Origin of the sequence: Natronorubrum texcoconense (assembly GCF_900100335.1) — an archaeon.
Taxonomy (GTDB): domain Archaea; phylum Halobacteriota; class Halobacteria; order Halobacteriales; family Natrialbaceae; genus Natronorubrum; species Natronorubrum texcoconense.
In genome coordinates, this window is the sequence record NZ_FNFE01000001.1 from 939,358 (window position 1) to 965,121 (window position 25,764).

Below are 25,764 nucleotides of genomic sequence, written 5' to 3' on the forward strand. Positions count from 1 at the left end.
TCACCCCGCTTTGAGCGCTCACGTCAGTCACCACCCTCGTTTCCAACGATGCCAGCGAGTGTTCGCCGGTCCAGGAGGTCGTTCTCGAGATAGTAGGCAGGCGTCCGGGAGAGTAAAAGACACTCATCACAGTAGCTGTGGCACCGCTTGCAGCTTGCGATATCTATGACGTGCTCTTCGAGCCTGTCTACCTCTTCGAACACTTGCCAGGTGATTCCGTTACCTCCCTGTCGACCGTCGACGATGAAGATATCTAACGTTTCGTCGGTCGTACTCGTCTTCACGTTGAAGTCGGATCGGTCACAGTTGGCGACGATTGCGACCGCCTTCTCGAGCGATTGCTCGAGGCTAACCAGCGCCTGTGGCCAGGACTTCCCGTCGTGGACCACACCATCGTATCGGTCCTGCACGCTCGCGAGATCAACACGGAAGTGAAGCCCCTGTGTATGGTACTGCTGGCCGACGGGACGGTACGTTTCTTTCTCGACATCGTCTAACTGATCGAGCCACGAGTCTCCAGTCGAACTTGACTCGTTCTCATCACGCTCGACAAGAGCCTCTGACCGCAGGACCTTCTTTTTCGGGCTACTCGAGTGACGGCGCTCGAACGCGTAGACGAAGTTGGTCAGTTCGAACTGCCCGTAGCTGACGGTTGCTGGCAGGTCGAACAGCGTGATTTCTTCCGACTCATGGAAGTCTTCCGTGGCGCGACGAACGTGCGTCGTCATGAGCCCACGAGTGCTGTAGCCGCGTTGGCCACCAACTGCCGACTTGCACTCGACACTGCTTACGCCATGGATGTCCGTTATCTCGAGTGACTCATCGCAGTGAGGACAGAACTCCTGATCCGTCTCATAGCTCTCGAACGGACGGTCACAGTCTTCATTTGTACACACGGCAAGTTCTACGACCGGCGAGGAAGTCGCTCGAACGTCGTCTACGATGTAATCCGTTCCATGGAGTGTGAGTACCGCACCCAGATCGTTCTCCTCACCGGGGTACATGTCGTATAGGCGCCCGGACGACTCGAAGCTGATGTGGTCCCTGCGGCCGCTGAATTTCACCGGGAACGTCTGACCGAAGTTGCGGTAGTTCGCCAGGTACCCCAGCCGTGAGAGCCACTGATCGAGTCGGCTATTCGTCTCCGTGAGATTCTTGTTCGCATCAGCCCCGCTCGACATCGACGTAAGCCGTGAGAACGTTTGCTCTGTTCGCGTCGACAGCGAGAGCGGCCCCTCCTCGAAGAAGACCTCCTCATAGACCTCGACACCACGGTAACCGAACACCGACTCGACATGTTCATGAAGCGGGTCGTCCATCTCCTCGCTGATGAAATTACGGAGGATTGAGAGGTGCTTCTCGACCGCTGAAACATAGCTGGACAGGTTCTCTCGCTGAGGCTCCGAAAGGGTGAAAACGCGCTCGAAGACGTTTGATTCGTGTGGGTTCCGGGCCAGATAGGCAAACACCTCCGTTACGACATGGCCGGCGAGTAGTTCGTCGAATTCGTACGGGTCCGGCACTCGGATTGGTTCGAAATCTGCGAGATATTGCTCGAGGTTTCCGTAGTAGTGTCCGTCGACCGGATGAGTCCCTCGAGCGACGGTCATCACGAGCGACGAACTACCACGGGTACGGCCCGTTCGCCCCGACCGCTGCACGTAGTTCGTCAACGTCGGCGGGATCCCCACCTGGGCTACCGTGTCGAGAGTCCCGATGTCGACCCCAAGTTCCATCGTCGGCGTCGCACTGACGACATTGACGTCCGGGTCGTCTTTTCGGAACCCTTCCTCAATCGCCCCACGGAGCGTATGGGGGATGTCCCCCTTGTGTATGCCGACAGTTATGAACTCAGGCTCTTTGCCGTCGTGTAGCGGCCGCGTGACGTCGTGGGCCCAGTGGTCGATTGCGTACGGCCAACCAGAGTCCACCCTTGCGTAGCCGGGATCGGCCCTGAGCGTATCACCTTCACGGGTGAATCGGTCATACGTCTCGAGTGTGTCACCACAGTTCTGGCATTCATGGATCCCATCTCCCTTATCAGGGATTGGATAGGACGAGTAACAAGAAGAACAGAACGCAGCGCTCGGAAGTAACACGATCGTCGACTCATCACGCCGAGTCGTTCTGATGAAGACCCCGCTATCCGCTGGTTCGTCCTGAAGAGAGGCTTCGTTAACTGTCTCCCGTGCGTCTTCGAGATACGCGTGTACCTCATCGCGTGCAGGCTCGTCAATTCCAGCCATCTGGACGGCGTTTTGAACTTCTTCCCAAGACTGCAGCGAAATAATCCCCTCCGCGAGGAACGCTTCGAGGATATCGTCGAGCACTTCGTCAATCTGCTTTCTCGAGATTTTCATTCGACTGTCGAGACGGTCAGTCATTTTCTCTCTCGTCAGGCCATCGAAAGCGACCTTGTTGTACCGGAACGCATTGCTTTTGCCCAGCACGAACATCGTATACAGTTCGTGAGCAACGACGAGCGCTTCGGGATCTTCGAAGGACGTCACCGGCTCAGCGGTTATTATCGCACTCTCGATGAGGTTCTCACACCGGCTCAACATCGCATGTGCCTCAATATCGTCGAGAAGCGTCCGAAGGAAGTTGTAGGCCGTCCCGTCTTCGTCGATTTCGTTCTGGATAAGCGGCTGCCAGTACTCCTCGCGTAGACGGTCCGACACGGTACGGAACAGCTCGTAGTTGTCCATCTCGCCGCCAGCCTCGATGAGTTCCTGGACGTAGAGCGTCTCTGCCATCAGCCCGTACTCGGTTTCGATAATCTGGTCACCGACGCTTTCAGCAGCACTTCGAGAATCAGAGAAGACGAGGGTCTTCTTCGACGGAGTCACCCGGCAGATTTCGGTCAGCATGTACGACAGCAGCGAAGATGTCGGCACGCCAACGTCGGTGGTTTTGATCCAGCCCTCACAACCCGGACATTCGTCAGCTGGCCCATCAGCGCTGATCGGCGCGAACACCGTTTCATCGCCGTCGTCGTCCCACTCAATATACGGTTCGTGACAACGTCGGCAAAACTGCATCTCCGGAAGCGCACTGTTACACTCCGGGCACTTGCTGTCACGGGTCACGAGGTCACACTCTTGACACCAGTAGACCTTGTGCGGCGGCTTCAAGAAGACGTGATACTTTTCGGTGATGATCCCAGCGAGCTGACCGAACGCCATTACGGTCTCGAGGATTCCCTCCGGATCTTCGAGGCCGAGTTCGGTTGCTTCGGCGATCAAGTCGTCGTAGGCTTTAAATTCGACTTCACCCGTCGTTCCCGAATCAAACCACGAGGTGAACGCAGGGACTTCGGGGACGGCACTGATGACGAACTCGTACCAGCCACTGAAGAACCCGCTATCCTCAATGACGGCTTCGACAACGGCGTTTCGTCCCTCTACCGAGGCAAGGATTTCGAGTTCGTCCTTCTCTTCGTGCTCGAGTAACAGTTTGTCCAGAGCGTCGACGATGGGCTCGATCATCCACTCCTCAGCCCGGGGTCCGAGCTGAAGGTCATCTGTCGCGATGAGCCTGATGGAACGAAGTGTCGCGAGTGCGCCCTCGAGTTCGAACTGTGTGATCTGTGTTTCAGCAGGCCCGTCTACCTGTGTCAGCGCCAGTGTGTGAATGATTTCCTCGAGTGTGGCTGGTTCGAACCGGCCGAAATTTGGCGTATCCTGAACCGGGAACTCACGTGCAGTGAAAGAAATGTCGTTGATTTCTCCTTTCGGAGTTCCCGTTAGATCGCTAGCCAATGAACGTGGGTCCTCGACCGTCGCCGAAACCATCGTAACCTGTGGGTCCCGATCGGCATAGAACGCTTTGAGTCGTCGGGAGAGAAGCGAGACTGCCGATCCTTGGATTCCGCTCCAGACGTGGGCCTCGTCAAAGACGATGTGCTTGACTGGCTGGTCGTTTGGCTCGGTGCCAAGGATTTCCCGGGTCTCCGGGTTGTTCGAGACAAACATATAATCAAGCGCCTCTGGAACCGTTAGTAGAATGTCAACACCGCGGCGGATTCCGTCACGGGTGACCCGTACCCATGAGTATGTGATGTCGTCGGTCCCAACGGACGTCTCATCGAATATACGGAGCTTTTCCGAGTCATCGCGTGGGTCGACGAGACCACGAACGTAAGATCCTGCTTCAACCTCATAGTCTCGAGTTCCTACACGCGTTGGCGTGTCAGAGTCCCAGATACCAATGGTTATTCGATCTTCAGGATCTCGGTATCGGTTAATTTGATCGAGATACGTCAGAAACCGATTGAGCTGGTCGACGCCGAGGGTCTTCATCGGATAGACGACGATCGATTTTAGCCCCTCTTCGTCCGTCGACAGACAATCGTTGAGAATCGGCAAAAAGAACGCCTCCGTCTTTCCAGAGGCCGTCGGAACCGCTAGGATGCTATCTCGGTTGGTCGTTTCGATAGCTTCGATCGTCTCAGCCTGATGCTGATATAGTGAGCCTTTCGTATCCCCTGCGAATAGCTCCTCTACAATTGCGTTTGTGATCGCTTCATCGTAATCCAGATCCGCAAGGAATTCTGCAGCGGATTGATCGTGGAACTGCGGTGCGTCGACAAACTCAACGAAGGGGCCTTTCTGTTCGATTAAATCATCCGCTACGAACGATGTGGCGTTACTGACGCCGTCGACTTCGTTGAGTTTGGTCATCGCACGGTTCCACCAGGTAATTTCTGCAGCACGGGCCTTTGCGCTTTCAAGTGTGTCGTGTGGTGTGTGCATCGTGTAAAGTATGGTCAGTCAGTTTGTCATTGTGTTTCAGTTCTTATAAGATGTTTCGACTGGATATCACCGCATGTTATTCATGTCTATATCTGTTGTACACCTCAACAGAGTCACATTCCATGTAGTATAAATCTGGAATGAAAAATTGATAAGCACCACAGTCTCGAGCGTGGATGCATCCGAGGTGCGTCCACGCTTTGGTAAAGATTGCTGAATAATCTCTATATCCAGAATATTAGTCTAAGTAGTCTATCAGTTCTTGGATGTTCGTATTCCGGAAATGTTCAGTGAGCTGGAATGATTTTGGGTTCTGCGGGAAGACAATCTCATCACTTGCACCCACACCAGACTCGTCGAGAGCTGTTTCGATAACACCCCGGTATTGTGCGCTAGCGACATATGCTACGACCTCATCATAGTGATCCTCATACGTTTCCAGATATGTTTGTAACCGTTTCGTGACCAGGTCAATCTGCTCGGTATCTTCGCTTGTGAGCATATACTCGTACCCGAGGACAGGGTCCTCCCTCTCTTTCTCCTCTGGTACAGGACCGTACATACCCGACAAAGTTACTTTATGAATATGGTCACGTTTGTCCTCGAGTTTCGTCTCCAGAACTGAGTGAGTTCGGGACTCCGAGTAGGGCTTTTTTTGACTACATGGAACGAGCAACAGCACTCGTTTGTCAGCGGGTGGCTCATACCGTTGGGTGAGGATATTAAAACTACTTGGATTATACTTTAGCGAGATGCTTCGTGTCTCAGTGCTCTCGTCGACACCACCACCCCATTTTGAGAGTTTTGTCTGATCACTGGTCAAATCCGGACCTGCAACCAAATCGTACGCTTCTTTCTTTTCGAGATCGCGACAAAGTTTCTTGTTCCGAACCTGTGCTTGTTTCAGTCCTTTTTTAATATCGGGGTTATTCCGAGCGAAGTCGATCACATATTCGAGAAGTGTGCCCTCGCGAATCCGATCGCGAACTCGATGGAGTTCAGAATTGTAGACCTCGAAGTTATGCCTCGCAAGCGCTGCATAGTAATCGCTCTTGATCGGCTCACCGTTGCTCTTGCGCTCTTGACGCTGATCGTAGCTCAAGTCCATGTTGAGCTCATCAACGAGAGTCTGGTAGTCGACATCACTCTCTGAACCACACAGCGTACAGTGTTCGAGCGTGCAAGGGAAGTCGCCGTCTTCTAAGTACGGTTCAAGCTCGTTGACGTGAATTGTCTCCCACGTATCTGGGATGGTGTATTTCGCATAGGTTGCTGTCTGGACGTGCGTTGAACAGTCAAAGGTATCGACACCGAGCAACGCTAAGAGGGATACCTGCTTTCCGCCGACACCGAAAACATGGAGCCCGATCTCATCTGCTCGAGAGCTCGGGATCGCATCGGTTGCTCCTTGTACAATATCGATCAGAACATCGATGCTACTCCGGAGGGGAACGAGCGACCCGATGGCAAATCCTTCAAACGACTGTTCTACGTTTGCTTCTTCAATTCGTTCGAGGAACGTTCCGACGTACCAGTTGACCGTTTCGTAATCGTGCCCGTGAAGCGCTACGTAAACACCCGGTTCGTTACCATCGCTCTTTTGTTGTTTCAGCCGCTCAGCTGCATTTTCGTTTGTCGGGAATCCATCGCTAAGGGTGTCGGGGTCTTCAATAATCTGGAGACATTCAACTGCGCTGTCGATACTACGCTCCATTCGTTCTACCTTCTCTTCCTCGTTTAATTTCGGAGGAATGGGATAATCAAGAGTTGCGATAATGTCCGATCCAAAATCAATCTGAAGTCCAAGAATACTCTTTGGGTTTGTATATAGCCCCCACTCATTTTCGGCTCCACCTTCGACTGGTGCTTGACCGAAAGTATTCGAGTTCATCAGCTTGAATCCACCCGAATCTATGAATACGGGTGCATCAAGACTGTCGAAGCGCTCGTGGAAGGTTTGCGATCGCCAAAAGTCGTTGAGATTCGCTGGGGAGACACCATAGTCCGTGAAGCTCATCGCCTGAAACATGATCCCGTCCAAATGGGAACCATCAATGAGATTATCTCGTATGCGCCGCCAAATTCCTCCAGACTTCTCTGTTGTACCTCCAATAAAGTTGATAACAGGAAAAAGCGCGGGTGTAGAAACTGGACCGTGTGGAACGCAGAGCTCGCCGAGGCGACCATATCCATCGTCACCTTTCTCCTCAACTCGAAACTCCGCCATTGGTTACTGCTCTATGAAGGATATATGGTGAAATATCTTCTTTATTCTCTTTCTGGAGATGTAGTGTTCAACAGGGAGATGGCCAGTAAACCAATATGTGGGTTCTGTTATAATGGTTTTCGGCGGCAAATCACGCTTGTGAGGCTGGTCGTAATCCAGTACGTTGTAATCGTTGCTGCACTCAATACTCTGGTGTTGTTTATTTTAGGTTCTAAACAGCTATCTTAGAGTCCGATGAAGGAGGATCTGTATCATTCACCTTCTTCTTCCAGGCTATCACAGACGATTTCACGTAATTCATCATACAGTTCTGGATGATGCTCTTGGAGGACTTCTATATCTCTTGGCAGTTCTTCATTAATACGGCCTCTCACACGTGAGATCGCTTGATATCGGTTATTTTCGTCGACATGCTCTCCACCTGTAATCTGCTTCCTATCGGTCTTAGTCATTAGCGCACGTGTCCGTGCCATCTCATCCGTAATTTCGTTGGGCATTGCAAATATACCTACTATGTGCAAATATACAAACTTTGTGCATTTGCATACGTTTGCGTATTTGCAAACCATTAAGATGTACGGAGTGAAAGAGGATAGTGAGAACTCGTCGTCAAGAAGAAAATCACGGCGGGTAGGGCCGCCGAGACGGGTTCTCATCAAAAAGGCCAAGAACCCATGACAGAATCAATACCACCCGATAAAGAAGTTGTCGCTAAGCAGTTGACTGGAAACATATCAAAAATAAATAAAATAGCTCTTAGGGACGGCTACGAACTGCAACTCAACGGCGCGCGTAACTTCGGCACAGGAATCGCAGACGTCCAGATCATCAATCTGCTATACACAGAACAGGAACTTCCGCAGCTGTACAATCGCAGCCAGAGTGCAACGGCGGCGATGGAGGAGAAAGACGAACGCTGGCATGAACAGTATCGTGGCAAGTTCGCCCGCATGCTCCAGTATCGAATCCTAATTCGAGATGATGCTTCCCCGGTGAATGCCGACGTGACGACGCCCAATGGCCGCTTCACGGGCAGTGAGCATAACGCTGGAACGGAGGCCACATGATGAGCGAAATCTGCCTCCAGTGGTCGCCCGAACACGGGCCGCGCCGCAAACTCACCATCACACCAACCGACAGCGGCTGGGCCAAAATCGCGGCCGTCTGGGACGGTTCGCAGTGGCACGAAACGAGCTACGACCTGATCCAGGCCCCAACCATCTCCGCGCCCGATCACGCTGACGAGAACCCGACTCCGCGAATACTCGAGACACTCATCGAACAGATTAACCACACGTGGGACTCCGACACGCCGCAGGTCCTCGCGTTCGACAGCCCGAACCCGATCGTCATCGCAGCCAGAGACGAGATATTGCGCTCCTACAGTGCCCGATCGACCTGCTGGCAGCCGATCGAAAAACCGGCACTCGAGCCACTCATTCGTGATCACGGACTGCCATCGGTGACCCCACTCGCTGAAACACCGTACAGTCGCAGCCAACTCGAGCGAGGTGAGCCAAATGGCCGATAGGAAGCTCAAGAAGCGACTCCAAATGATCGCACCGGACTCGAGAGTTACGCTCACTTGGATGGCAGACGGAGACACCGTCCACAGTCGAGGAATCATTGGGTGCGACAACCAACCGATCCGATCCAGACGGATCGAAGCTCCCGACCGAGACCTCCTGCTGACGCCAACAGCTGACGGAATTTCGGTCTCGAAGATCACCGCGACGGACACGGAGCCCCTTGGAACATTGAACTCCATCCACCCGCGCGAGCAACCGACTGAGACGCTCCGAATTACCGACGCCGGCATCGACGTCCCACCCACACTCGTCGGCTACACCGGCTCGCTGATACTCAGAACACACGCTGACAGTAGGTACATCACAATCGACGAACCAGGGCTCCAACAGTACTCGCGCCGCTTCCTCGTCGAACTCCACCCGCTGTATCCAGTGTTTGTTCACGAGAAGCCGTTGTGGATCCGTCCGTCATCGGGTTCAGAACGTAAATACGAACTCGTCGACGACCGAAGCCACAGCGAAACGCCAGAGCCGACCAGCAACCAGCAGCGATACGGTGATCTCCAGCGGGTCGCCAACACAGTCCATACCCTTTCGACGGCGGTCTTCGCTGACGACAGGCTCGACGAACGCGCGAGCGATCGTATCGGGCGGAAACTCCATGCGTTGCAATCGCAACTGCTGGACGCTCGGACAGTGTTAGTCGAACCATCGCCACGAGAAATGCCCTTGACGACCGACAAAGCGGCCAGATACTCGTGGGAAAAGTATACCGACGCCCTCGAGTGGATCGACACCCAGATAGACACTCTTCAACAGCGGATCGAAACGGACGACGAACTCCCGCTCGAGCGCAAATTGGCAGCCAAAACCCGCCTCTCTCAGCTCACCGAACTCGACGCGATCCGCCAAACACTTGCCGAGTCGCATGACGTCCCGGCATCGATGACCGACGAGCAGCCGTCGAAGGACAACCGACCACAATTGACTGTCTACAGAGGACCATGACCGACAGCACCGAGCTTCCCACCAGCACCGAACGGAACAGTTGTACAGAGATCACTGCCGAAGTCCAAGCCACAATCCACGACGGGACAGGAGGTGAGCGAGATGAGTGAGGATCAGTCGCCAACTGACGCCGAGCGAGAGTTCACTCGAGATATCGAAGGGCGCGGCAAAGGCGACGGCCGCTGGCTCGAGTTCCAACTCTCGCGCGCACTCAAACAGTGGGGCTACGTAACGGACATGCGTGAGACAGCCTACGGTCTCGAGATCGACGTCGTCGCCAAGCGGAAAGAACCACGGAACAGACCAACTGACTACATCGTCGCCGAATGCAAAGACTGGGAGAATCGCTCGATCACCCCAAACGTCATCTATCGACTCTGCATGCTCGCATTCAGCTGTCGAGCAATGCCAGTGTTGTGCCACACGACGACGCTGACACCGAAGGCCCGAGAAATCGCCCAGAAATGGGAAGTTCGAGTCCTCACGCTCGAGGATTTACATCGTGGTGCACTGCCAGCACCGAACGTGAGTGCACCGATCGAGGAACTGTGCATGCATCGAAGACAATGCACTCCTCGCGAGGGACGGGGGACACTGCCAGTGATGCTCACCTACGAGCGCGAGCGGCACTTCTCCTACGTTCCTGGCTTCAAAGCCAAGGGGCGACTCTGTGAGTATCAGCCGATCGAGAATGCTGACGAATCCCACTCGTCCGAAGACAGTGGTGAGTAGGGCGGCTCACAACCGAGATACAATGCAGCCACCGATACTCGCTCGCAATCGACTCGAGGTTTTCAAGTTGGTTCGAACAGCCTCGTTGCTAACTCGCTGAGCGAGACGGAGAGACACCAGCTACACAGTTGACGAGTGGCCTGCTACATGAAGGCGACCCCCGTTCTCGCCCGTAGCTGACTGTATGCGGCGTCACGGCCCGCTACCTCGATTTTTCTGAACAACAGCGCTTCCGGATCCAACCAGACGATACTGAACTCCTCGAGAGAAGTCGTCTCTCTCCCACACGTACCGAAATCGGTCGCTGCGCCGCTGGTTATCCGGCCTGTTAGCTGTGGGTATTTCTTCGAGGTGTCTCTCGGTAGTCTATAGAGCCGACAGCTACACATCTGAGACCGGTACGACAGCTGTCTCTTGGGCTATGAATCTCCGTGGAAAAGGACGTTAGTAGATCTAACTACGTCTCGACTCGATAGTATACTGAAGAATCCGCCCTATACATCCGTAGTGCAATTTGCACAGTTCATTTCAACCGTTATTGTATGCAACAGGCGGTTATTACACTGACAGCGCTATCAGCCCCGACACAGAGAGAAACAGATCGCTCGAATCAGGCAACTCCCCTGCACGCAGTGGGTTTTGGAGCGCTGGAAAGAAGACAACTCTCACATCATAGAGTCATCACCCTGTCAAGTGGTGCTTCCGGTCTGGTGGTCTTCGGTGTTGTAACATGGACAAAAAACGCACATTCTTCGTCGTAATAGATGACGGAGCAGTCTTGCGATTTCTCACGGGGGCGGAATAGGACGAGATCGATGTCGCGCCACCACCCACCAGACGGCGTCGGGGTGGTTGTTTTGATTGGTACAATAAAAACTGCCACCAGTGTATTCAGTTGTGCGTGTCCAATAACTCATACCACCAGTAGTATTTTACAAACTCACCAGTAGAATTGTCTATATGACGGCTCTGAAATGGACTTCGGAATACGTCCAACGAAAGTTTCCCGACGACGTTCGCGAGGTTCGGCGCGCGGAAGGGGAAAACCCAGACGTGAAACCGACCCACAAATGGCTCCGTGAACATGGTTTGATCGGCATCCAAGGATACGCAGAACGCCACGACAAGACTGTGGATGATGTCCTCTTGAACGAATGTGGGTTCGACTCTCGAAAGCGCAAGCCGCTCCCCGGAACGCACGGTGAGACGAAGCAGTTGGTCCGCAAGTGGCTCGAAGACGAGGATACGGCATTTAGCCGCCTTGGTGACACATCTATCAAAAGCGCTTGGTCGCACATGCGCAAGCTAATGGAGATCTCTCAAGACGCTCTCGGCTCGAGCAACCTCCTCCGGCCAGCCCGTGCTCCTAAGGGGAAAAACATCCGCCTCACGCTCGACCTTTTCCGAGCGATGAACGAGGAATTAGAGTCCGAGGGATCCCGATATAACTACGCCTCAACGCTGAAGTCATTTTACGGCTATCTGGAGATGACCGGCGAAGTCGATTCGAATCCGGCTGAAGCAGTCCTCCCGCGAATGGGCTGGTCGTACACCCGCGAATCTCCTGAAATCGCTCTCAAACCAGCGCAGGTCCGGAAGTGCTGGGAAGCAACTGAGTCCGTCGACGAAGATACTCTCGAGGAACTCGGCAGCGCGGAGTTACGCGAACTGCTCACCCAAAAGATACTCTTGCTCTGCCTCGCCGGCTGTGGACAGCGGACCAGTGACCCACTAATCACGCACGCTAAGGAAGATATCATCCTTGACCCAGCTGATCCCCGGATCTGCTTCGACGAGGAGCGTAAGAACGGTCAAGGCACTACACCGATCATGGCAGGTCTAGACTACTTTGAGGAGTACATCGGGTTACTCGAAGAGGAAGGCTACGAGATGTTGTTCCCAAGTGAGGATTCGGAGGACGGTACCCGATCTGATGGTTGGGTACGCAACGAGGTCGAGAAAATCGTCGATCGAGCCGACATTCGACTGCCTGATGGATCGAGGCCGACGCCAAAGCATTTCCGCCAATTCTGGTACAACGAGTACTTTGATGCCTATGAGGCGTACATCGCCAAGGTCGAGGACGTTGCAGCGGCTCAGTCAAGCGCCTCGGCGGAGATCGTTGACAAACACTATCTTGCCAGCCATCGCGCTCGAGACCACTTTCGCCGCTTCGCGAACGCTCACTTCGAAACGGCGTTCCCAACCGATGTCGTGATTTCGCCAGAGGAGATCGCTGAAGCTCGAAATACAGGGGACGAGGATGACCAGAGTTCGCTCACGGACTTCGTGACGAGGCCAAAGACAGACAGCAACTCGACACACGCGATCGTCGGCGCTATGGCAGTCCTTCCAATCGTGAGGTGGAATACGGAACTTGCGACCTCTCGAGCTGTTCGTGAGTTCGCGGCGATGAAACACGACGAGGAAGTGATCGATCCAACGTCTGTGCACGGAATATCGCAGTTCCTCGTTGGTGTTGTGGCAATTTCAGTCATGGCGTTGGTATTGATTACGGTCGGGTATCCAATGTGGTCGATCGCCGTGATGCTGCTTGCTGCGTGGGCATTCACGACCTCGTCAATCGATATGGCGGAGCCCCGCCCGGTTGCTGCGAGTAGCTGAATTGCTACAGGCCAGTATACTCGCTGGCATATTCGTTAGTCAGCCAGTCAACCTTCCTACCAGCCGTCTTTTCAGTCAGCCATACAGTTAACGGGTAGAGAAGAGAACGAACCTGCTACGGGCCGAATTGAGTCCTCAAAGGATACAGGGAAAGAGTTCAGCGCATGGTTTCATGCCGGAGTCAATGTCAGTCGCCCCATCGACTTTATTCATCACACGATCGACGACTTGTGCGTCGAGGTTCTCGAGGTGACCGATCACTTGTTCAGTGTACGCGACGTCAGTCATCTAAGCTAAGGCGCTCGCGAACGTCGTTAGCCGACTGCGTGTCACCCTGTTCCCGCTGCTCATGGCTCGTTTTGAGTTCTTTGAGCGTCTCTTCCGAGAGCCTCGTCGGTGGATCGATCCAGTCACGGAGTGCGTCGCGGATCGCCTCTGACCGCGAGGTGTACCCGCGACGCTCGTACTTCTCGTCGATCTCCTCGAGGAGGTGATTTGGAACCCGGACGTCGATTTTGGAGGTGCCGTCACCATTTCCTTCACCGCCATCATTGGTGTCAGTACTCATTATTGTGTGAGACGTGCGTCTCACAGATGACTATTTGCCCTGTACTGAGCAGTAACTACATCTGAGAATGTATCGGCGGATAACCTACCAGCTGCGATAGATGTTCCGATCGTCGTGCAAGATACACAGCGCAAATGTGGCATAGACTGGTGATCGTTCAGACAGAAAGCATATGCCAATATATTAGAGATTTGAAAGAGTATGCTTGAAGAGCGGGGTGGTCGCGTCTTGTGGTACTCTGTCGGAGTGGCAGTTCTACTGATTGTCTGTATCCTGTACTCTGGGGCACTCGCAGCACCGTACAATACGAATGGACCGTCGTATGCTGTCGCCCATGAGTCAACTGAGGCGTTCGAGAACTACGTCGAAGACAACGAAGAATTGCAAGAAATGTCGGCCGTTCCCGTAGCCGACCTTTCGCCGGAGACTCAACGAGCGTTCGGCGAGATGCAGAGCAAACAACCGAGGGCCGGTAACCAATATGAACACGGCGGATGGCAACGAATCGGACCCGTCTCAGTCTGCCACTCATCGCTCATTTATTGTGACGAGTATACCGATTGGCCCGATTTCCCCACAGAACACTATATTGGCGGTGGTTCCTATACCACATATGGACTCGTAGAGAACGACGGGGACGAATACCTTGTCCGGACGACATCCGGACCTCGGTTAGACTTTGGTCCACTCCTTCATTTGGTCATAAAAGTACTAACCTTAGGCCCGTATGCCGTTTTTCTTCTTTTGACGGGGTTTACACGAAAGGAGGGTACGAATGGAAACCAGACCACGTACGCTACGGTCGGGCTTGGATTAGCAGGAGCAGTGTTGGTACATCCCTATATTCTCATGTGGGCCGGACCTTCCTCGAGACTGTTCTTTTTATCCCTTGGTATCCTCGCGTTCGTTTCGTGGGGAACTATGCTGGCTTGGTCATATCTTCGTCTCACGAGTGACAGAGCGCCACCAAGGTAGACGGAAGCGTTTCCTGCGAGAACGAGTATTTCGATCTGATCTCCGGGCATCGAGTGATAGTAGAGATTCGTCAATTTTCGTGCGTTGTACGGAGCAAACGGTACGATTTGTGTGGTCAGCAGGTGACCGTGCTAGTCAAGCCTGTCGTAGGAGCTACCCTCGCCATCCACAGCGGTTTCTCACTGGCGGGCGCGTGCCATGTAACGCGTACTGACCGCTGGACTTTCTGCCAGTTGCATTAGATGCTCTCGCTGCCGTGCAAGATACAGAGCGCGAATGCCGCACGAGAGTCGGCTTAAGTTGCGACAGTGGAGATCGCTCAGCACAGGCAGAGAAGCTATCGAACTCAAAAAATAGGTGAAGACCAAATTCTGAGTCTAACCGTTTTAGTTCGCACGTGTAGTGAGCGGATGGTTCACTTCTATCCGTGTGAAACAAGTGAAGCCAACGTACTGCCTCATCCTCTATATTCAGTAGGTCGTTTCTGACGTCTATCCAAGAGGTGGGTAGCTGCTCCGGTAACGCCTCCGCTCATACTGACCAATCATCAACCCTCGCAGATCGCCTCTCAGTCTGTGTCACATTCGCACCTTGTATCCAGCATGACTCCTGAAACCAATCTCCGTTTTAGGGTTTCAACAGAGTTAGTGAAGCCAAGTAGTGACTGGTACCGAACCGAGCAAGCAACAGTTCGGACAACGACCTCAAATTAGACGCTGACCCTTCAGCTCAACCCATGGGACGAGTTCTCCCCTGTGGCGATTATTTCCAGTTGGTAGTTATACTGCTCCCTCCGGGAGCGTCTGTATGGCCACCGTCGTTCGAAGAATTGTTGAGATCATCTCTATGGATTTCACGGGAGTGCGTATATGGGAGAAGTTCCTTGAAATATATCGGTGGGATGTGCTCTCTGGGGTTAAAACCATCAGCAAGTCTGTACCTACTACTCGAGGAAACTGTTGCAACTGGTTCGATTACACCTAGTCGCCTACCTTCTTCGAGCCGATTATCGATAGCCGATTCCGATGCCCTGATTCCGCGAATTAGCTCTTGTCGCTGTCTCTCTGACTCCGACAGCAAAACTACAATCTCTATACTACCTGCACGGTCTCGGTATTGATTGAGGTCGATATCGTTCATGGATCTGAACCGTGTCGACGTGTTAAAATAATCCTTTGGGGAGAGGGGGTGTAGAGAATTATCGTACTTTAATTTTGGCGTGTTACTACCAAGGAGTGGACGTCAGCCCGTTTAAGACCTCCCTCCGTATCGACGCCTATGCTCAACTAAGAAAACTGCAGCCACCCGCACACTCCCCAACGTGTGACTAGAGTGATGAACCGCACCGAAACCAGTGAACTGACGATCTCAAAAATGTCTAATAGAAAACCACCCACCGCTGCCGCGAAGAACAGTCAAACAGATGCGTCCTTTGACGTCCGCGAGCTCATCCGAGCAGAAACGATTGACGAACTCGGCCCTCGACAGGCTATAGACTTTGTATCGGAGTTGTCCGACTGGTATCGCTGGATGCGCAAACAGGGCATAAGTAGAGACGAATGGCAATTGGAAGGACACAGTCGGAGTACAGCGAATAACTACGTTCAACGACTCTGCCGTATTCTTCCGGAGCTCTGGAACGAGTTTCGTGGCTATACGATGCAGATCTCCCCCGAGATGGGAGACTGGTACCTCGAGCAGCTACGAGACGACGAGATCCGAAAGGAAAACGGTCAGCCATACGCAGGAAGCTCAAAGAAAAAACAGGTCTGCACCCTGTTGAGTTTCTTCCGATTTCGATCGAGCCAGCGAAATGGAAAGGAGTGGGAACCGGCCACGCTTTTTCAGGCAGATGCCGGTACTCGAGTGGCAGATCCGATCAAACGAGATGAGAGAAGTCTCATTCGTGAAGCTGTACTCGAGTACAAAACGGTAAAGCGCTACAACAACTGCACTCCCGAAGAGAGAGACCGAATCAAGGGCGAACTCGCTCAACGTCTTGGGAAGCCGAAAGAGGAAGTTACGAAAAGCGATTGGGAAGACGTGAACCGATGCTGGATGTGGCCATCGATCATCATGGTTACTCTCGATATCGGTGCCCGACCGGTTGAAATAGAGAGAGCCAGTACAGAGTGGCTTAAGCTCTCGGCACCGGAAATCGAGATCCCGAAGGATGACGCCGCTAAGAACGATCAAACGTGGACCAATACGATTACGGAGCGGACGGCAAAGGTGCTGCGACGCTGGCTCCAGCAACGAAACTCCCTGCCGAAATACGACGATACTGATGCTCTCTGGCTCACTCGAGAAGGCAACCCATATTCTCCGGGTCCGCTCGGCCGAAACCTTCGGAACATCATGGATGAAGCCGGGATCGATCACAGTGACCGAAATATCTCATGGTACAGTCTGCGATACTCACTGGCCACATCTCTCGCCAAAGAAGCCGACAGTCACGAGGAAGTCCGTAAACAAATGCGTCACAAACGGCCTGAATCGACTATGCGCTACATCCATCCGCCCGACGAAGATGTCCGTAATCATCTCCGACGTATCGCCTAAAATTCTACCACTGAGGTATTGTCGTGGCGTGCTTTCCTATGCTAAATCCGTAGATCTCTACGCTATTGCTGTCTCACTTAGTGGGGTACGCCCCGTACATAAACTCTGATCAGATAATCATGGGACGTAATAGAGATAGCTCGACTAACGTACACTGTCGGTGCACATGTACACTGCAGGTGTACACTGAAAAGAGTAGGGACAGACCGGCTACAGTCGATCACACCCGATGGCGTCGATGCCGCGCTCAGCGTGGTCCGGATCGAGGTCGCCGGATCAGACAATAAGGGAATTGACCGTGTTGAGAGTTAGTTTAGTCATCTTTCCCCCAGTTACAGGTCATCAGTCGGGCTGTTATAGGTACGATCAAACCGCTTAGCATGTGAGAGTGCCTTTCGTTCAATTTCAGCAAGAAATGTTTTTGCGGTCAAGACTGCGTTGTCAAGTTCATCTTTATCACAAGTAAAGTAAACATCTCTCAAGTGGTAGTTTGGGTTATTAGATTTATATTCGGATGTTTCCCATTCGTAGTCAGTGAACATTTCCGTTGTCTCCTCCACAATCCATTCTGCGACTGTGTGGCGTCGCATGTTTTCCTCGTCCTCTAAGTTCTCCGGATAATTCCTGTCAAGGTTGTAGCCGGATGGTTCTGGGATATTGCCTACGATTACCTCTACTTCGTCGTCATTCTGTTCTATAAGAAGTATCTCGGAGTCACGACTTGAGAACGGCATATCAATATCGTACTTGATGTCCGCTTCGTCTCGAAGTTTGGCTGACCGATTCGAACTTCTGTTAGCCATGGAGAATTATAACGAGTTGTAGTACTTGGTTCTTGTCTGTGAAACAGCTTGAGCAGATTCTAAGCTCTGTTATTTGATGATGTGGTTTGAGCTGGCGTTGATCGAAACTGAACTGCTGAATACATTCTCTAAGTCTTGCACGCTGTTTTTCATGATAGCTGAAGGATGACGTCCTTTCCGGTAACTCCCTCCCCATATTGAACCCGACCCTCTCGCCGCACTCTGAATAAAGAGATCGTATTACAACTAATGGTATATCATACGAGCCAACCTTACCCCATGCGGTTCAAAGCATCTTGCCTATCCTCGACAGGTGCCTGATCGTATTTCATCGTCGTCTCGGGGCTCTTGTGACGCAACTGTGCCTGTGCTGCTGCCAGATCCTCCTCTCGAGTCATGTACGTGCCTGTCGAGTGGCGAATCGTGTACCAGCTCATCTGCCGGTCTTCGTAGTCGATGCCGGCGAGGTCACACAGGTCGTGAAGCAGCCGCCGAAGCGTCGACGATCCGTAGGTGTTCCCCTCTCGAGTCAACCAGAGCTCGTCACGACCGTCGTACAACTCGTGCGTCGCTCGTTGATCTAACCAGCGGTCGAGCATCTTGATCGTTCGGTCGCTCAGACTGACACGCCAGTGTCCTTCGTTCTTCGAGCTCTCTTCTTTCGGAATACGAAAGATTCCGTTCTCGAGGTCGACCCACGAGGTCACTGCACGACCGACTTCGATCGGCCGGAGGCCGGCGTCAAGGCTGGCACCAACGAGGCTCGGAATCTTCCAGCCGTTGGCACGGTCCCAGTCCGCTTTCGTGACGTCTGTCTTTGGCTTCTCGAATCGCTGTGCCAGATACGCTTTCATACGATCGCGTTCGTCTGGCGTGACGTTGTTGTAGTGTGGAACGCTACCGTGCTCGAGCGAAGCTTCCCGAACGAGCTTCCGTTCGTCTCGAGTGAGAAAGTCCCTCGGTACGGTCGTCTTGCTGCCGGAGCTGAACCGTATCTCGGGGTCCCATTCGTCGCCACCGCGCTCGTGCGCGCGCCATTTGAACAGCATCATCACGGCCTTCTGGCAGCAGTCTCGGTGGGCATCGCTGTAGTCGTCGTATGCGAGTTCTCGCATCCACGCATCGGCGTGGTCGTGAGTGATGCTGGTGGTGTAGTGGTCTTGCTCGTCCCACACGTACCGGTAGAAATGATCCATCCGGTAGATACGTGAGCCAACGGTGGTCTCGGCGTACCCCTCTGCCTTCTCGGGATCCTTGCCGAACGAGAGGAGCCATCGGAGACAGTCCTCACGTTCACTGCGATAGTCTACCAGCTGGCGCTGCCCGAGTCGCTGTTCGGTCGGCCCGGGAACGAGGGCGAAGTCGCTCAGATCCATCTCTGGACCCTCGTATCGAGCAATGCTAATCGGATTGCCTGTCCAAATTCGCTAATCGCAAGACGGCGCCGGGATGGCCCGACTATGTGAATCGAATTGACTTCGAGTCCCATGGTTACTTGAGGTTAGCACGGGCTCAAAATCACGGGACGGCGTCGGGGAGAAGTGCTCCGTCAGGGATTTGAACCCTAGTCATTGCCGTGAGAGGGCAATATGATTGGCCGGACTACACCAACGGAGCGTGCGACATCAGATAATTGTGTGGAGGACAGTTTAAGGATTCCGTTTCGATCCGTCACTGTCCCGACGTACCACAGATATGAACGGTGACACGACTGTCACTCCTCGAAGGGAGATTTAGTTGCCTCGGGTTCGAATCCTTCGAGGCTGATGATGTTCTCGCGGCCGACGCGAAGCTTGCTGATAGTCCCCTCCTCTTCCATATCGGAGAGGAGCATGCTGACCTTGGACTTCGACCAGCCCGTTTCCTCGACGATGTTGACCTGCTTCATTCGGCCACCGTTCTCGCGAATGAGTCTGACGACTCGATCCTCGTCGGTGAGCAGTTCTTCGTTGGTCAGCGGGCTGGCACCGTTCGTCGAGTCGTCGCCATGGCTCTCGCCTGCGGACGGCGGCGCTGTGTCCAAATCCGTCTGCTCGGCTGACGTGACGTTCGACTGCGTCGTGGCGCCGGCGGCGGCCGTGCGATCGTCGGTCCCGGATCCAGAGTGTTGACGTCGGTACCAGACGGCGGCGCCACCGACCCCCAGTACGACGAGGGCGCCGAGAGCCAGGTGCCACGCCGCGTCGTCGCTGTTCGTGATCGCCGAAACGGCCGAGCCAGTCTCATCGTTTCCGCCGCCCGCACCCTCCGTGACGAAGACGGCGCGCGGATTGCCGTCGAGGAACTGCTGTTCGCCCTGCCATAGCACCGAGTCGGCGTTCTCGAGCGTGTTGTGTGAGGGCCGGGCCTCGTCTTCGGGCCCGATACGATCGAACGTGAGGCCGTCGCCGGCGATGATCACGATCGACTGATCCGAGCCGATATACATCCCTTCGAAGACGTCGCCGACTTCGACGGTCCCGTCTTCGGCCTTCGCGAAACCGTTCCAGGTGAACGACATCTCGACGATCCCTCGAGTTCCGAACCGATCATCGACCGTCGCGGACCGATTGAAGTTCGTCGCCTCCATCTCCCGGTCGGTCGTCTCGGCGCCGCTTTCGGTCATCCCGTGGGTCCGCGTGACGAATCGCTCGTACAGTCCGGTCTCTTCTTCCTCGAACTCCTCGGCAAACTCTTCGAAGGCCGCGCGCTCTTCGGACTCGTTTTCGGTGTCGAAGCGCTGTTCGTGCTGGAAGGTCCACGTTGCACTGCCGTTTTCGTGAACGGTGATCTGGAACGTCGTCGTGTCGAAGTCCTGTGAGTCACCGGCGATCGACTCGTCAGCCATCGTGTCGGTTGTACTCGAGCCCTGAACGGTCGACTGCGTCGCTGGGACCGACTGAGACGAGGCGCTCTCGCCGACACCGGCGACGGACATCGCCATCGGAACCCCGACACCGGTGCTGCCGGCGAGAAAACCGATAACGACGAGGGCGACAATGGCGACGGAAACCGACCGGTTCATTCGTCTACCACTACGTGGCGGAGCTAAAAATGCTTGTGAATACCGGAACCCGTCATCGGTCATCGGGAGATCGTCGATCGAGAGCGGAGATACCGCTGGTCGAAGCGTGTCGATACGCACAAACCAGTCGATAGCGTAGCCACGGCCATGATCGCCAATCTCGCGCAGGGCGTCCAGGTGTTCACGAGCAACGTCTACCTCGTCGACGGCGAGCGAACCGTGCTGGTCGATCCGGGGGCGAACTTCGACGTCGTTAGCGCCGTTCGCGATCGAGTCGACGACCTCGACGCCGTCGTGCTCACGCACACGCACCGGGACCACGTCGGCAACCTCGAGGCCGTTACAGACGCCTTCGACGTCGACGCGTGGGGATACGACATCTCGTTCGACGGCGTCGATCACGCTATCGAGGACGAGGAGACGATCCGACTCGGGGACGACGAGTACGTCGCCCTCCACACGCCGGGGCACAAGAACGACCACCTCTGTTTCTACGCGGCCGACGCGGGCATCCTCTTCGCGGGCGACCTCGTCTTCCAGAACGGGAGTTTCGGGCGCACCGACCTCGAGGAGGGCGACCGCGAGCAATTGATCGAGAGCATCGATCGGCTGCTCGAGCGGATCGACGAGGGACTCGCGGAGATGCACACGGGACACGGCCCGAGCGTGACGAACAACCCGTACGATCACGTCGAATTGTCGGCCCGAATGGCCCGGCAGGCCTGAGTCGCGGACCGCCGAAACAGCGTCCATCCGCCGGCATCGAATTGGGCTCGACGCCACGGCCGAACTCGATCAGTTCGTTCCGACTGCGGGACCGTCACGGTTCCAGCACGTGCACACTCGAGGGCTCGAATCCGACAGTGATCTCGTCCGCTGGACTCTCCTCGAGCTGTAACACGATCGGAACGCCGTTCCACCGGCCGTACGCGCGGACGGTCTCCCCGCGGAATTCGCTGGTCTCGACGGAGACCGATAACTGATTCTGCTCGACGGCGGGCGACAACGCGGCCGCTCGGACGCAAAAGTGCACCCGCTCCGCCCCGTTCGAAACCGCCGGGATCGCGATCGTTTTCCCGCCGACGTCGACCGAGCAGCGGTCGCCGTCTCGAGCGACGACGGTCCCCTCGAAGACGTTGTTGTCGCCGACGAACTCGGCGACGAATCGGGTTTCCGGCTCGCGGTAGATCGTCTGCGGCGAGGCGACCTGTTCGATCCGCCCGTCGTTCATCACCGCGAGCCGGTCCGAAATTGCTAACGCCTCCTCCTGATCGTGCGTGACGTAGATGGTCGTGATATCGAGTCGCGATTGGATCCGCGTAAGCTGGCGGCGCAACGACTCCCGGAGGCGGGCGTCGAGCGCGCTCATCGGCTCGTCGAGCAGGAGCAAGTCGGGTGCCGGCGCGAGCGCGCGAGCGAGGGCGACCCGCTGTTGTTGCCCTCCTGATAGCTGGTCGGGTGCTCGGTCGCCCATCCCCTCGAGGTCGACGAGTTCGAGCAATTCCGCGACGCGCTCGTCGACGCTCACCCCGCCCGGCGGATCCCGGAACCGGAGCCCGTAGCCGACGTTTTCGGCGACGCTCAGGTGCGGGAAGAGCCCGTAACTCTGGAAGACGACGCCGACATCGCGATCCTCGGGCGGCACACCGGCCATCGGTTCGTCGTCGAAGGAGACGGTCCCGTCGGTCGGCTCTTCGAAGCCCGCGATCGTTCTGAGCGTGGTCGTCTTCCCGCAGCCCGAGGGGCCGACGAGCGTGAAGAACTCGCCGTCCCTGACGGTGAGGTCGACATCTGTTAGCGCGGCCGTCGTGGTCTCGTCCGTTCCTGCCCTGTAGCGTTTCGAGACCCCCTCGAGTCGGAGCTCGGTCACAGTTCGTACCTCCCGCCAACACGGTCGATGACGACGAAACTCGCTGCGGTCACGGCCAATAGCAGCGTTCCCATGGCGATGGCGGGACCGGATCGGCGGCCCAGGTAGCGTTCGACGGCGACGGGCATGGTGTAGCTCTCGCCCCCGCTGGCCAAAATTACCGTCGAAGAGAACTCGCCGATCGAGATGGCGAAGGCGAACGCCGCGCCGGCGACGATGCCGTTCGCGACTAGGGGCAGCTCGACGTCGAACAGCGCCCGGAATCGCGAGGCGCCGAGCGCGCGAGCGGATTCGGTCATCGCCGGATCGAGATTCGTCAGCAGCGGCGAGACGTTCCGCGTCACGAACGGATAGGCCGCGACTGCGTGCGCGACGACGATCGCGACGGCGCCGGTCACCTGGAAGCGCCAGCCGCCCGGCAGCGGGATGCCGAACACGAGCCCCTGCAGGAGCCCGATCCCGAAGACGATGCCGCTGACGGCGAGCGGAAGCATCGCGAGGGTGTCGACGATCGTCCCGCTGCGGCCGGTTCGGGCCGTCAACACCGAGATGACGACGCCCATCGGTACGGCGATCAGGAGCGTCGCAACCCCGAATAGCAGCGAGTTCCGGATCGCCGGCAGCGGGAGCGTCTGGAAACTCGCGCCCTCGAGTTGGCGCTCGAGTAAAAATGAGTAGTTGCGAAGCGTGAGGCCGGAGCCGTCGGTAAACCCGCCGACGACGAGACTCGCCATCGGACCGACGAAAAGCACCAGTGCGACGAGCCCATAGCCGAAGATCGCAAGGCGGCGCGGAGAGAGAGCGGTCCGCAGGTCGGGGACGAGTCGCTCCTTCGGCGGCGGCGACGGCGCCCGTGCGAACCCCGTCTGTGCGGACTCGTAGCGAAGGTAAGCGTAGGTCAGCCCGAGCGAGAGGATCGTCTCGAGGATCGCGAGCGTCGCGGCTTCGGCGTAGTCGAGTCGCTGGATACGGTCGTAGATCCAGACCTCGACGGTCGCGAGCTGCAGCCCACCGAGGGCGAGCACGATCGGGAAGGTCATGAACGTGAAGATGAAGGTCAACAGCGCGCCGGTGAGGACGGCCGGGGCGAGTTGCGGGACGACGACGTCCCGAAAGGCCCGACGCTCGCTCGCACCGAGGCTGCGAGCCGTTTCGACGGTACGCGCGTCGACGGACTCCCAGGCGGCGACGGTGAGCCGGGCGACCAGCGGCGCGTTGTAGAACGCGTGGGCGAGGATCACGATCGCCAGGGGACTCGTCTCGATGAACGCGTACGGTCCCAGACCGACCGTCCCGAGAAGTCCGTTGAGCGTCCCTGCTCGCCCGAACATCGCGTAGAAGCCGACCGCGACCAGAATCCCGGGCATCACGAACGGGAGGATCGTCAGCGATCGGAGCGTTCGCCGGCCGTAGAACTCGTAGTTCGCGAGGACGTACGCGGCCGGCAACCCGAGCACGACGCTCGCGACCGTCGAGAGCGCGGCCTGATAGGCCGTAAAGCCGAACAGCCCCTTCCGAACGCCGGGCGTGTCGACGGCGAGCCACGGCACCGGGAGGTCGACGCCGGGGAGCGGATACTCGAGCGTCAGCGAGATCGAAATCGCGGCGAGCCAGCCCGCGAGGGAGCCGAGATGCGTGCCGATCGCCAGCGGCTCTGCGAAGACGTCCGCGAGAATCCCGAAGTAGAACGGATCCGTCAGCACGTCGGCGAAGTGGCCCAGCGTGGGCGTTCCGTCCTCGAGGACGGCCTCGACGAAGACGACGCCGACGGGGAGGTACAGCATGACGACGAGGATTCCCGCCGTCACGAGCGCGGTCAGTCCGATTGCGTGGCGCTCGAGCCACGCGCGGACGCGACCCGCTGCGACGCGACCTGTGGCGGACACGGCCGGCGATTACTGGCTGGCGAACTCGCGCGCCCAGTCGTCGACCCACTCGTCGAGGTTCCCGCGGAGGTCGTCGTAGCCGACCGTCACCGCCTCCGGCGGGACGTGTGCGTACTGATCGAACTCGTCGTCCAGATCGACGTACTCGTCTTCGACCGCGGGGAACTGGACGTTTCGCTCGGCGATCTCGGCCTGGGCGTCGTTCGAGAGGACGAAGTCGAGGAACTCGTAGGCGAGATCGACGCTGTCGGCATCCTCGAAGATCGCCATCCCCTCCGGGTTCGCATAGCCCTGGTCGTTCAGGAAGCCGATTTGATGGCGCGAGAGGTCGTTCCCTTCCGCGCTGGCGAACACCTGATCGGTCGAGTAGGAGACGACCATCGGCCGTTCCTCGTTCATGTACGCGCCGTAGTAGGACTCCGACCAGTCCTCGATGGCCCGGACGCCGTTCTCCCGGAGGTCCCGCCAGTAGTCGAGGTAGCCGTCCTCGCCGAACGCGTCGATCGTCCACAGCAAGAACGCCTGTCCGGGATCCGAGGTCTGGGCGTTTTGAGCGATCAGGGCGTCCTCGTACGCCGCTTCGGTCAGGTCCTCGAAGGTCTCGGGCTCGTCGACCTCGGTCTCGTCGAAGACGAGGCTGATGTATCCGGTGTCGTAGGCGAGCACGCGGTCGTGTGGGTCACCCATGTCGAGCCCGTCGCGAATCCGACTCGAGCGCTCGATCCGATCCGCGTTGAGTCCGCGGAAGAGCCCTCCTTCCTCGAGGTTATCATCGACGCTCACGAGATCGTCGATGTTCAGCCCGAAGTACACGTCGGCGTCGATTTCCTGCCCACCTTGTGCCTGATTGATGTAGTGTCCGATTCCCTGATCCGGAAGCTGTACCCACTCGAGTTCGGCGTCGGGGTACTCCTCCTCGAACGCCTCCTTGAGCCACGGGCCGGCGGGGTTGTCGCCATCGATCATCGACTCGTAGGTGACGACCTCGAGCGTTCCCTCCAGATCCAACTCCTCAGGTTCGGGATCGCCGTTCGAATCGTCTGATTCGTCACCGTCCTGCGTCAGACACCCGGCGAGTCCGAGCGCGGCCCCACTACCGATTGCACCGACGAACGTTCGTCGTCTCATTACACGGTTGTTTCACTGGGTGGTTTTAACCCCTCTGATACTGAAATTGCTTCTTCTGGCACCGGAACCGACGGGTTTCGACGGTACTGGATA

At 56.1% G+C, this 25,764-nt stretch carries 18 protein-coding genes and 1 tRNA gene; 7 read left to right on the forward strand and 12 right to left on the reverse strand.

All coding sequences use genetic code 11. The features are described 5' to 3' along the window. Window positions 1–23: 23 nt before the first annotated feature. The 3 genes from BLT08_RS04420 to BLT08_RS04430 form a co-directional block, all read right to left on the reverse strand. Window positions 24–4,682, reverse strand: a complete 4,659-nt coding sequence (locus tag BLT08_RS04420) for a DEAD/DEAH box helicase (protein WP_090303550.1) — start codon at window positions 4,680–4,682, stop codon at window positions 24–26. Between the two features lie 310 nt (window positions 4,683–4,992). Beyond that, window positions 4,993–6,981 (reverse strand): DUF5591 domain-containing protein, encoded by a 1,989-nt coding sequence (locus BLT08_RS04425; RefSeq protein WP_175529230.1) that lies wholly within the window; start codon window positions 6,979–6,981, stop codon window positions 4,993–4,995. A 251-nt stretch (window positions 6,982–7,232) separates the two neighbouring features. Next, a complete protein-coding gene (locus tag BLT08_RS04430) occupies window positions 7,233–7,454 on the reverse strand; it encodes a hypothetical protein (RefSeq protein WP_090303552.1) in 222 nt (73 codons plus the stop codon). A 201-nt stretch (window positions 7,455–7,655) separates the two neighbouring features. Between BLT08_RS04430 and BLT08_RS04435 the strand changes: the two genes are divergently transcribed. The 5 genes from BLT08_RS04435 to BLT08_RS04460 all read left to right on the forward strand — a co-directional run bounded on the left by BLT08_RS04435 (window position 7,656) and on the right by BLT08_RS04460 (window position 12,875). Continuing rightward, window positions 7,656–8,048, forward strand: a complete 393-nt coding sequence (locus BLT08_RS04435; protein WP_090303553.1) for a hypothetical protein — start codon at window positions 7,656–7,658, stop codon at window positions 8,046–8,048. Further along, complete coding sequence (locus BLT08_RS04440) at window positions 8,048–8,512, forward strand: hypothetical protein (RefSeq protein WP_090303554.1); 465 nt, start codon at window positions 8,048–8,050, stop codon at window positions 8,510–8,512. Before BLT08_RS04435 ends, BLT08_RS04440 begins: the two co-directional genes overlap by 1 nt. After that, window positions 8,502–9,518 carry a hypothetical protein gene (locus tag BLT08_RS04445; protein ID WP_090303555.1) on the forward strand — a complete coding sequence of 339 codons (1,017 nt, stop codon included), beginning with the start codon at window positions 8,502–8,504 and terminating at the stop codon, window positions 9,516–9,518. Before BLT08_RS04440 ends, BLT08_RS04445 begins: the two co-directional genes overlap by 11 nt. A gap of 102 nt (window positions 9,519–9,620) precedes the next feature. Further along, window positions 9,621–10,250, forward strand: coding sequence for a restriction endonuclease (locus tag BLT08_RS04450; protein WP_090303556.1), 630 nt, complete (start codon window positions 9,621–9,623; stop codon window positions 10,248–10,250). A gap of 960 nt (window positions 10,251–11,210) precedes the next feature. Next, window positions 11,211–12,875, forward strand: a complete 1,665-nt coding sequence (locus BLT08_RS04460) for a site-specific integrase (protein ID WP_090303558.1) — start codon at window positions 11,211–11,213, stop codon at window positions 12,873–12,875. Between the two features lie 280 nt (window positions 12,876–13,155). Here the strand turns inward: BLT08_RS04460 and BLT08_RS04470 are convergent, their stop codons facing one another. After that, entirely contained in the window at window positions 13,156–13,443 is a 288-nt protein-coding gene (locus BLT08_RS04470) for a ribbon-helix-helix domain-containing protein (RefSeq protein ID WP_090303559.1), read from the reverse strand. Window positions 13,444–15,180: 1,737 nt separating this feature from the next. Further along, window positions 15,181–15,558, reverse strand: a complete 378-nt coding sequence (locus BLT08_RS22460; RefSeq protein ID WP_139171266.1) for a hypothetical protein — start codon at window positions 15,556–15,558, stop codon at window positions 15,181–15,183. 195 nt (window positions 15,559–15,753) lie between these two features. Here BLT08_RS22460 and BLT08_RS04475 point away from each other — a divergent pair, with 195 nt between their 5' ends. After that, a complete protein-coding gene (locus tag BLT08_RS04475; RefSeq protein ID WP_090303560.1) occupies window positions 15,754–16,980 on the forward strand; it encodes a tyrosine-type recombinase/integrase in 1,227 nt (408 codons plus the stop codon). Window positions 16,981–17,312: 332 nt separating this feature from the next. Here the strand turns inward: BLT08_RS04475 and BLT08_RS04480 are convergent, their stop codons facing one another. The 4 genes from BLT08_RS04480 to BLT08_RS04495 form a co-directional block, all read right to left on the reverse strand. Continuing rightward, entirely contained in the window at window positions 17,313–17,783 is a 471-nt protein-coding gene (locus tag BLT08_RS04480) for a hypothetical protein (protein WP_090303561.1), read from the reverse strand. Between the two features lie 272 nt (window positions 17,784–18,055). Next, the gene (locus tag BLT08_RS04485; RefSeq protein ID WP_090303562.1) at window positions 18,056–19,159 is read right to left on the reverse strand and encodes a tyrosine-type recombinase/integrase; all 1,104 of its coding nucleotides are present in this window, start codon (window positions 19,157–19,159) and stop codon (window positions 18,056–18,058) included. 166 nt (window positions 19,160–19,325) lie between these two features. Beyond that, window positions 19,326–19,400 (reverse strand) — tRNA-Glu (locus tag BLT08_RS04490). A 97-nt stretch (window positions 19,401–19,497) separates the two neighbouring features. Further along, on the reverse strand, window positions 19,498–20,787 hold the full coding sequence (locus tag BLT08_RS04495; protein ID WP_090303563.1) for a helix-turn-helix transcriptional regulator: 1,290 nt from the start codon (window positions 20,785–20,787) through the stop codon (window positions 19,498–19,500). Between the two features lie 147 nt (window positions 20,788–20,934). Here BLT08_RS04495 and BLT08_RS04500 point away from each other — a divergent pair, with 147 nt between their 5' ends. Beyond that, window positions 20,935–21,513: an MBL fold metallo-hydrolase gene (locus BLT08_RS04500; RefSeq protein WP_090303564.1), complete on the forward strand. Its 579-nt coding sequence runs from the start codon at window positions 20,935–20,937 to the stop codon at window positions 21,511–21,513. 94 nt (window positions 21,514–21,607) lie between these two features. Here BLT08_RS04500 and BLT08_RS04505 read toward each other — a convergent pair whose 3' ends face one another. The 3 genes from BLT08_RS04505 to BLT08_RS04515 are packed head-to-tail and all read right to left on the reverse strand — an operon-like array spanning window position 21,608 to window position 25,671. Continuing rightward, on the reverse strand, window positions 21,608–22,657 hold the full coding sequence (locus tag BLT08_RS04505) for an ABC transporter ATP-binding protein (RefSeq protein WP_090303565.1): 1,050 nt from the start codon (window positions 22,655–22,657) through the stop codon (window positions 21,608–21,610). Next, entirely contained in the window at window positions 22,654–24,543 is a 1,890-nt protein-coding gene (locus tag BLT08_RS04510) for an ABC transporter permease (RefSeq protein ID WP_090303566.1), read from the reverse strand. Before BLT08_RS04510 ends, BLT08_RS04505 begins: the two co-directional genes overlap by 4 nt. A gap of 9 nt (window positions 24,544–24,552) precedes the next feature. Next, window positions 24,553–25,671 carry a thiamine ABC transporter substrate-binding protein gene (locus BLT08_RS04515; protein WP_090303567.1) on the reverse strand — a complete coding sequence of 373 codons (1,119 nt, stop codon included), beginning with the start codon at window positions 25,669–25,671 and terminating at the stop codon, window positions 24,553–24,555. Window positions 25,672–25,764 lie beyond the last annotated feature (93 nt).

What these genes read in the sequence shown, in the direction of transcription:
- BLT08_RS04420 (WP_090303550.1), bottom strand. Translation starts at nt 4,682, where the DNA reads ATGACCAAACTCAACGAAGTCGACGGCGTCAGTAACGCCACATCGTTC.
- BLT08_RS04425 (WP_175529230.1), bottom strand. Translation starts at nt 6,981, where the DNA reads ATGGCGGAGTTTCGAGTTGAGGAGAAAGGTGACGATGGATATGGTCGC.
- BLT08_RS04430 (WP_090303552.1), bottom strand. Translation starts at nt 7,454, where the DNA reads ATGGCACGGACACGTGCGCTAATGACTAAGACCGATAGGAAGCAGATT.
- BLT08_RS04435 (WP_090303553.1), top strand. Translation starts at nt 7,656, where the DNA reads ATGACAGAATCAATACCACCCGATAAAGAAGTTGTCGCTAAGCAGTTG.
- BLT08_RS04440 (WP_090303554.1), top strand. Translation starts at nt 8,048, where the DNA reads ATGAGCGAAATCTGCCTCCAGTGGTCGCCCGAACACGGGCCGCGCCGC.
- BLT08_RS04445 (WP_090303555.1), top strand. Translation starts at nt 8,502, where the DNA reads ATGGCCGATAGGAAGCTCAAGAAGCGACTCCAAATGATCGCACCGGAC.
- BLT08_RS04450 (WP_090303556.1), top strand. Translation starts at nt 9,621, where the DNA reads ATGAGTGAGGATCAGTCGCCAACTGACGCCGAGCGAGAGTTCACTCGA.
- BLT08_RS04460 (WP_090303558.1), top strand. Translation starts at nt 11,211, where the DNA reads ATGACGGCTCTGAAATGGACTTCGGAATACGTCCAACGAAAGTTTCCC.
- BLT08_RS04470 (WP_090303559.1), bottom strand. Translation starts at nt 13,443, where the DNA reads ATGAGTACTGACACCAATGATGGCGGTGAAGGAAATGGTGACGGCACC.
- BLT08_RS22460 (WP_139171266.1), bottom strand. Translation starts at nt 15,558, where the DNA reads ATGAACGATATCGACCTCAATCAATACCGAGACCGTGCAGGTAGTATA.
- BLT08_RS04475 (WP_090303560.1), top strand. Translation starts at nt 15,754, where the DNA reads ATGAACCGCACCGAAACCAGTGAACTGACGATCTCAAAAATGTCTAAT.
- BLT08_RS04480 (WP_090303561.1), bottom strand. Translation starts at nt 17,783, where the DNA reads ATGGCTAACAGAAGTTCGAATCGGTCAGCCAAACTTCGAGACGAAGCG.
- BLT08_RS04485 (WP_090303562.1), bottom strand. Translation starts at nt 19,159, where the DNA reads ATGGATCTGAGCGACTTCGCCCTCGTTCCCGGGCCGACCGAACAGCGA.
- BLT08_RS04495 (WP_090303563.1), bottom strand. Translation starts at nt 20,787, where the DNA reads ATGAACCGGTCGGTTTCCGTCGCCATTGTCGCCCTCGTCGTTATCGGT.
- BLT08_RS04500 (WP_090303564.1), top strand. Translation starts at nt 20,935, where the DNA reads ATGATCGCCAATCTCGCGCAGGGCGTCCAGGTGTTCACGAGCAACGTC.
- BLT08_RS04515 (WP_090303567.1), bottom strand. Translation starts at nt 25,671, where the DNA reads ATGAGACGACGAACGTTCGTCGGTGCAATCGGTAGTGGGGCCGCGCTC.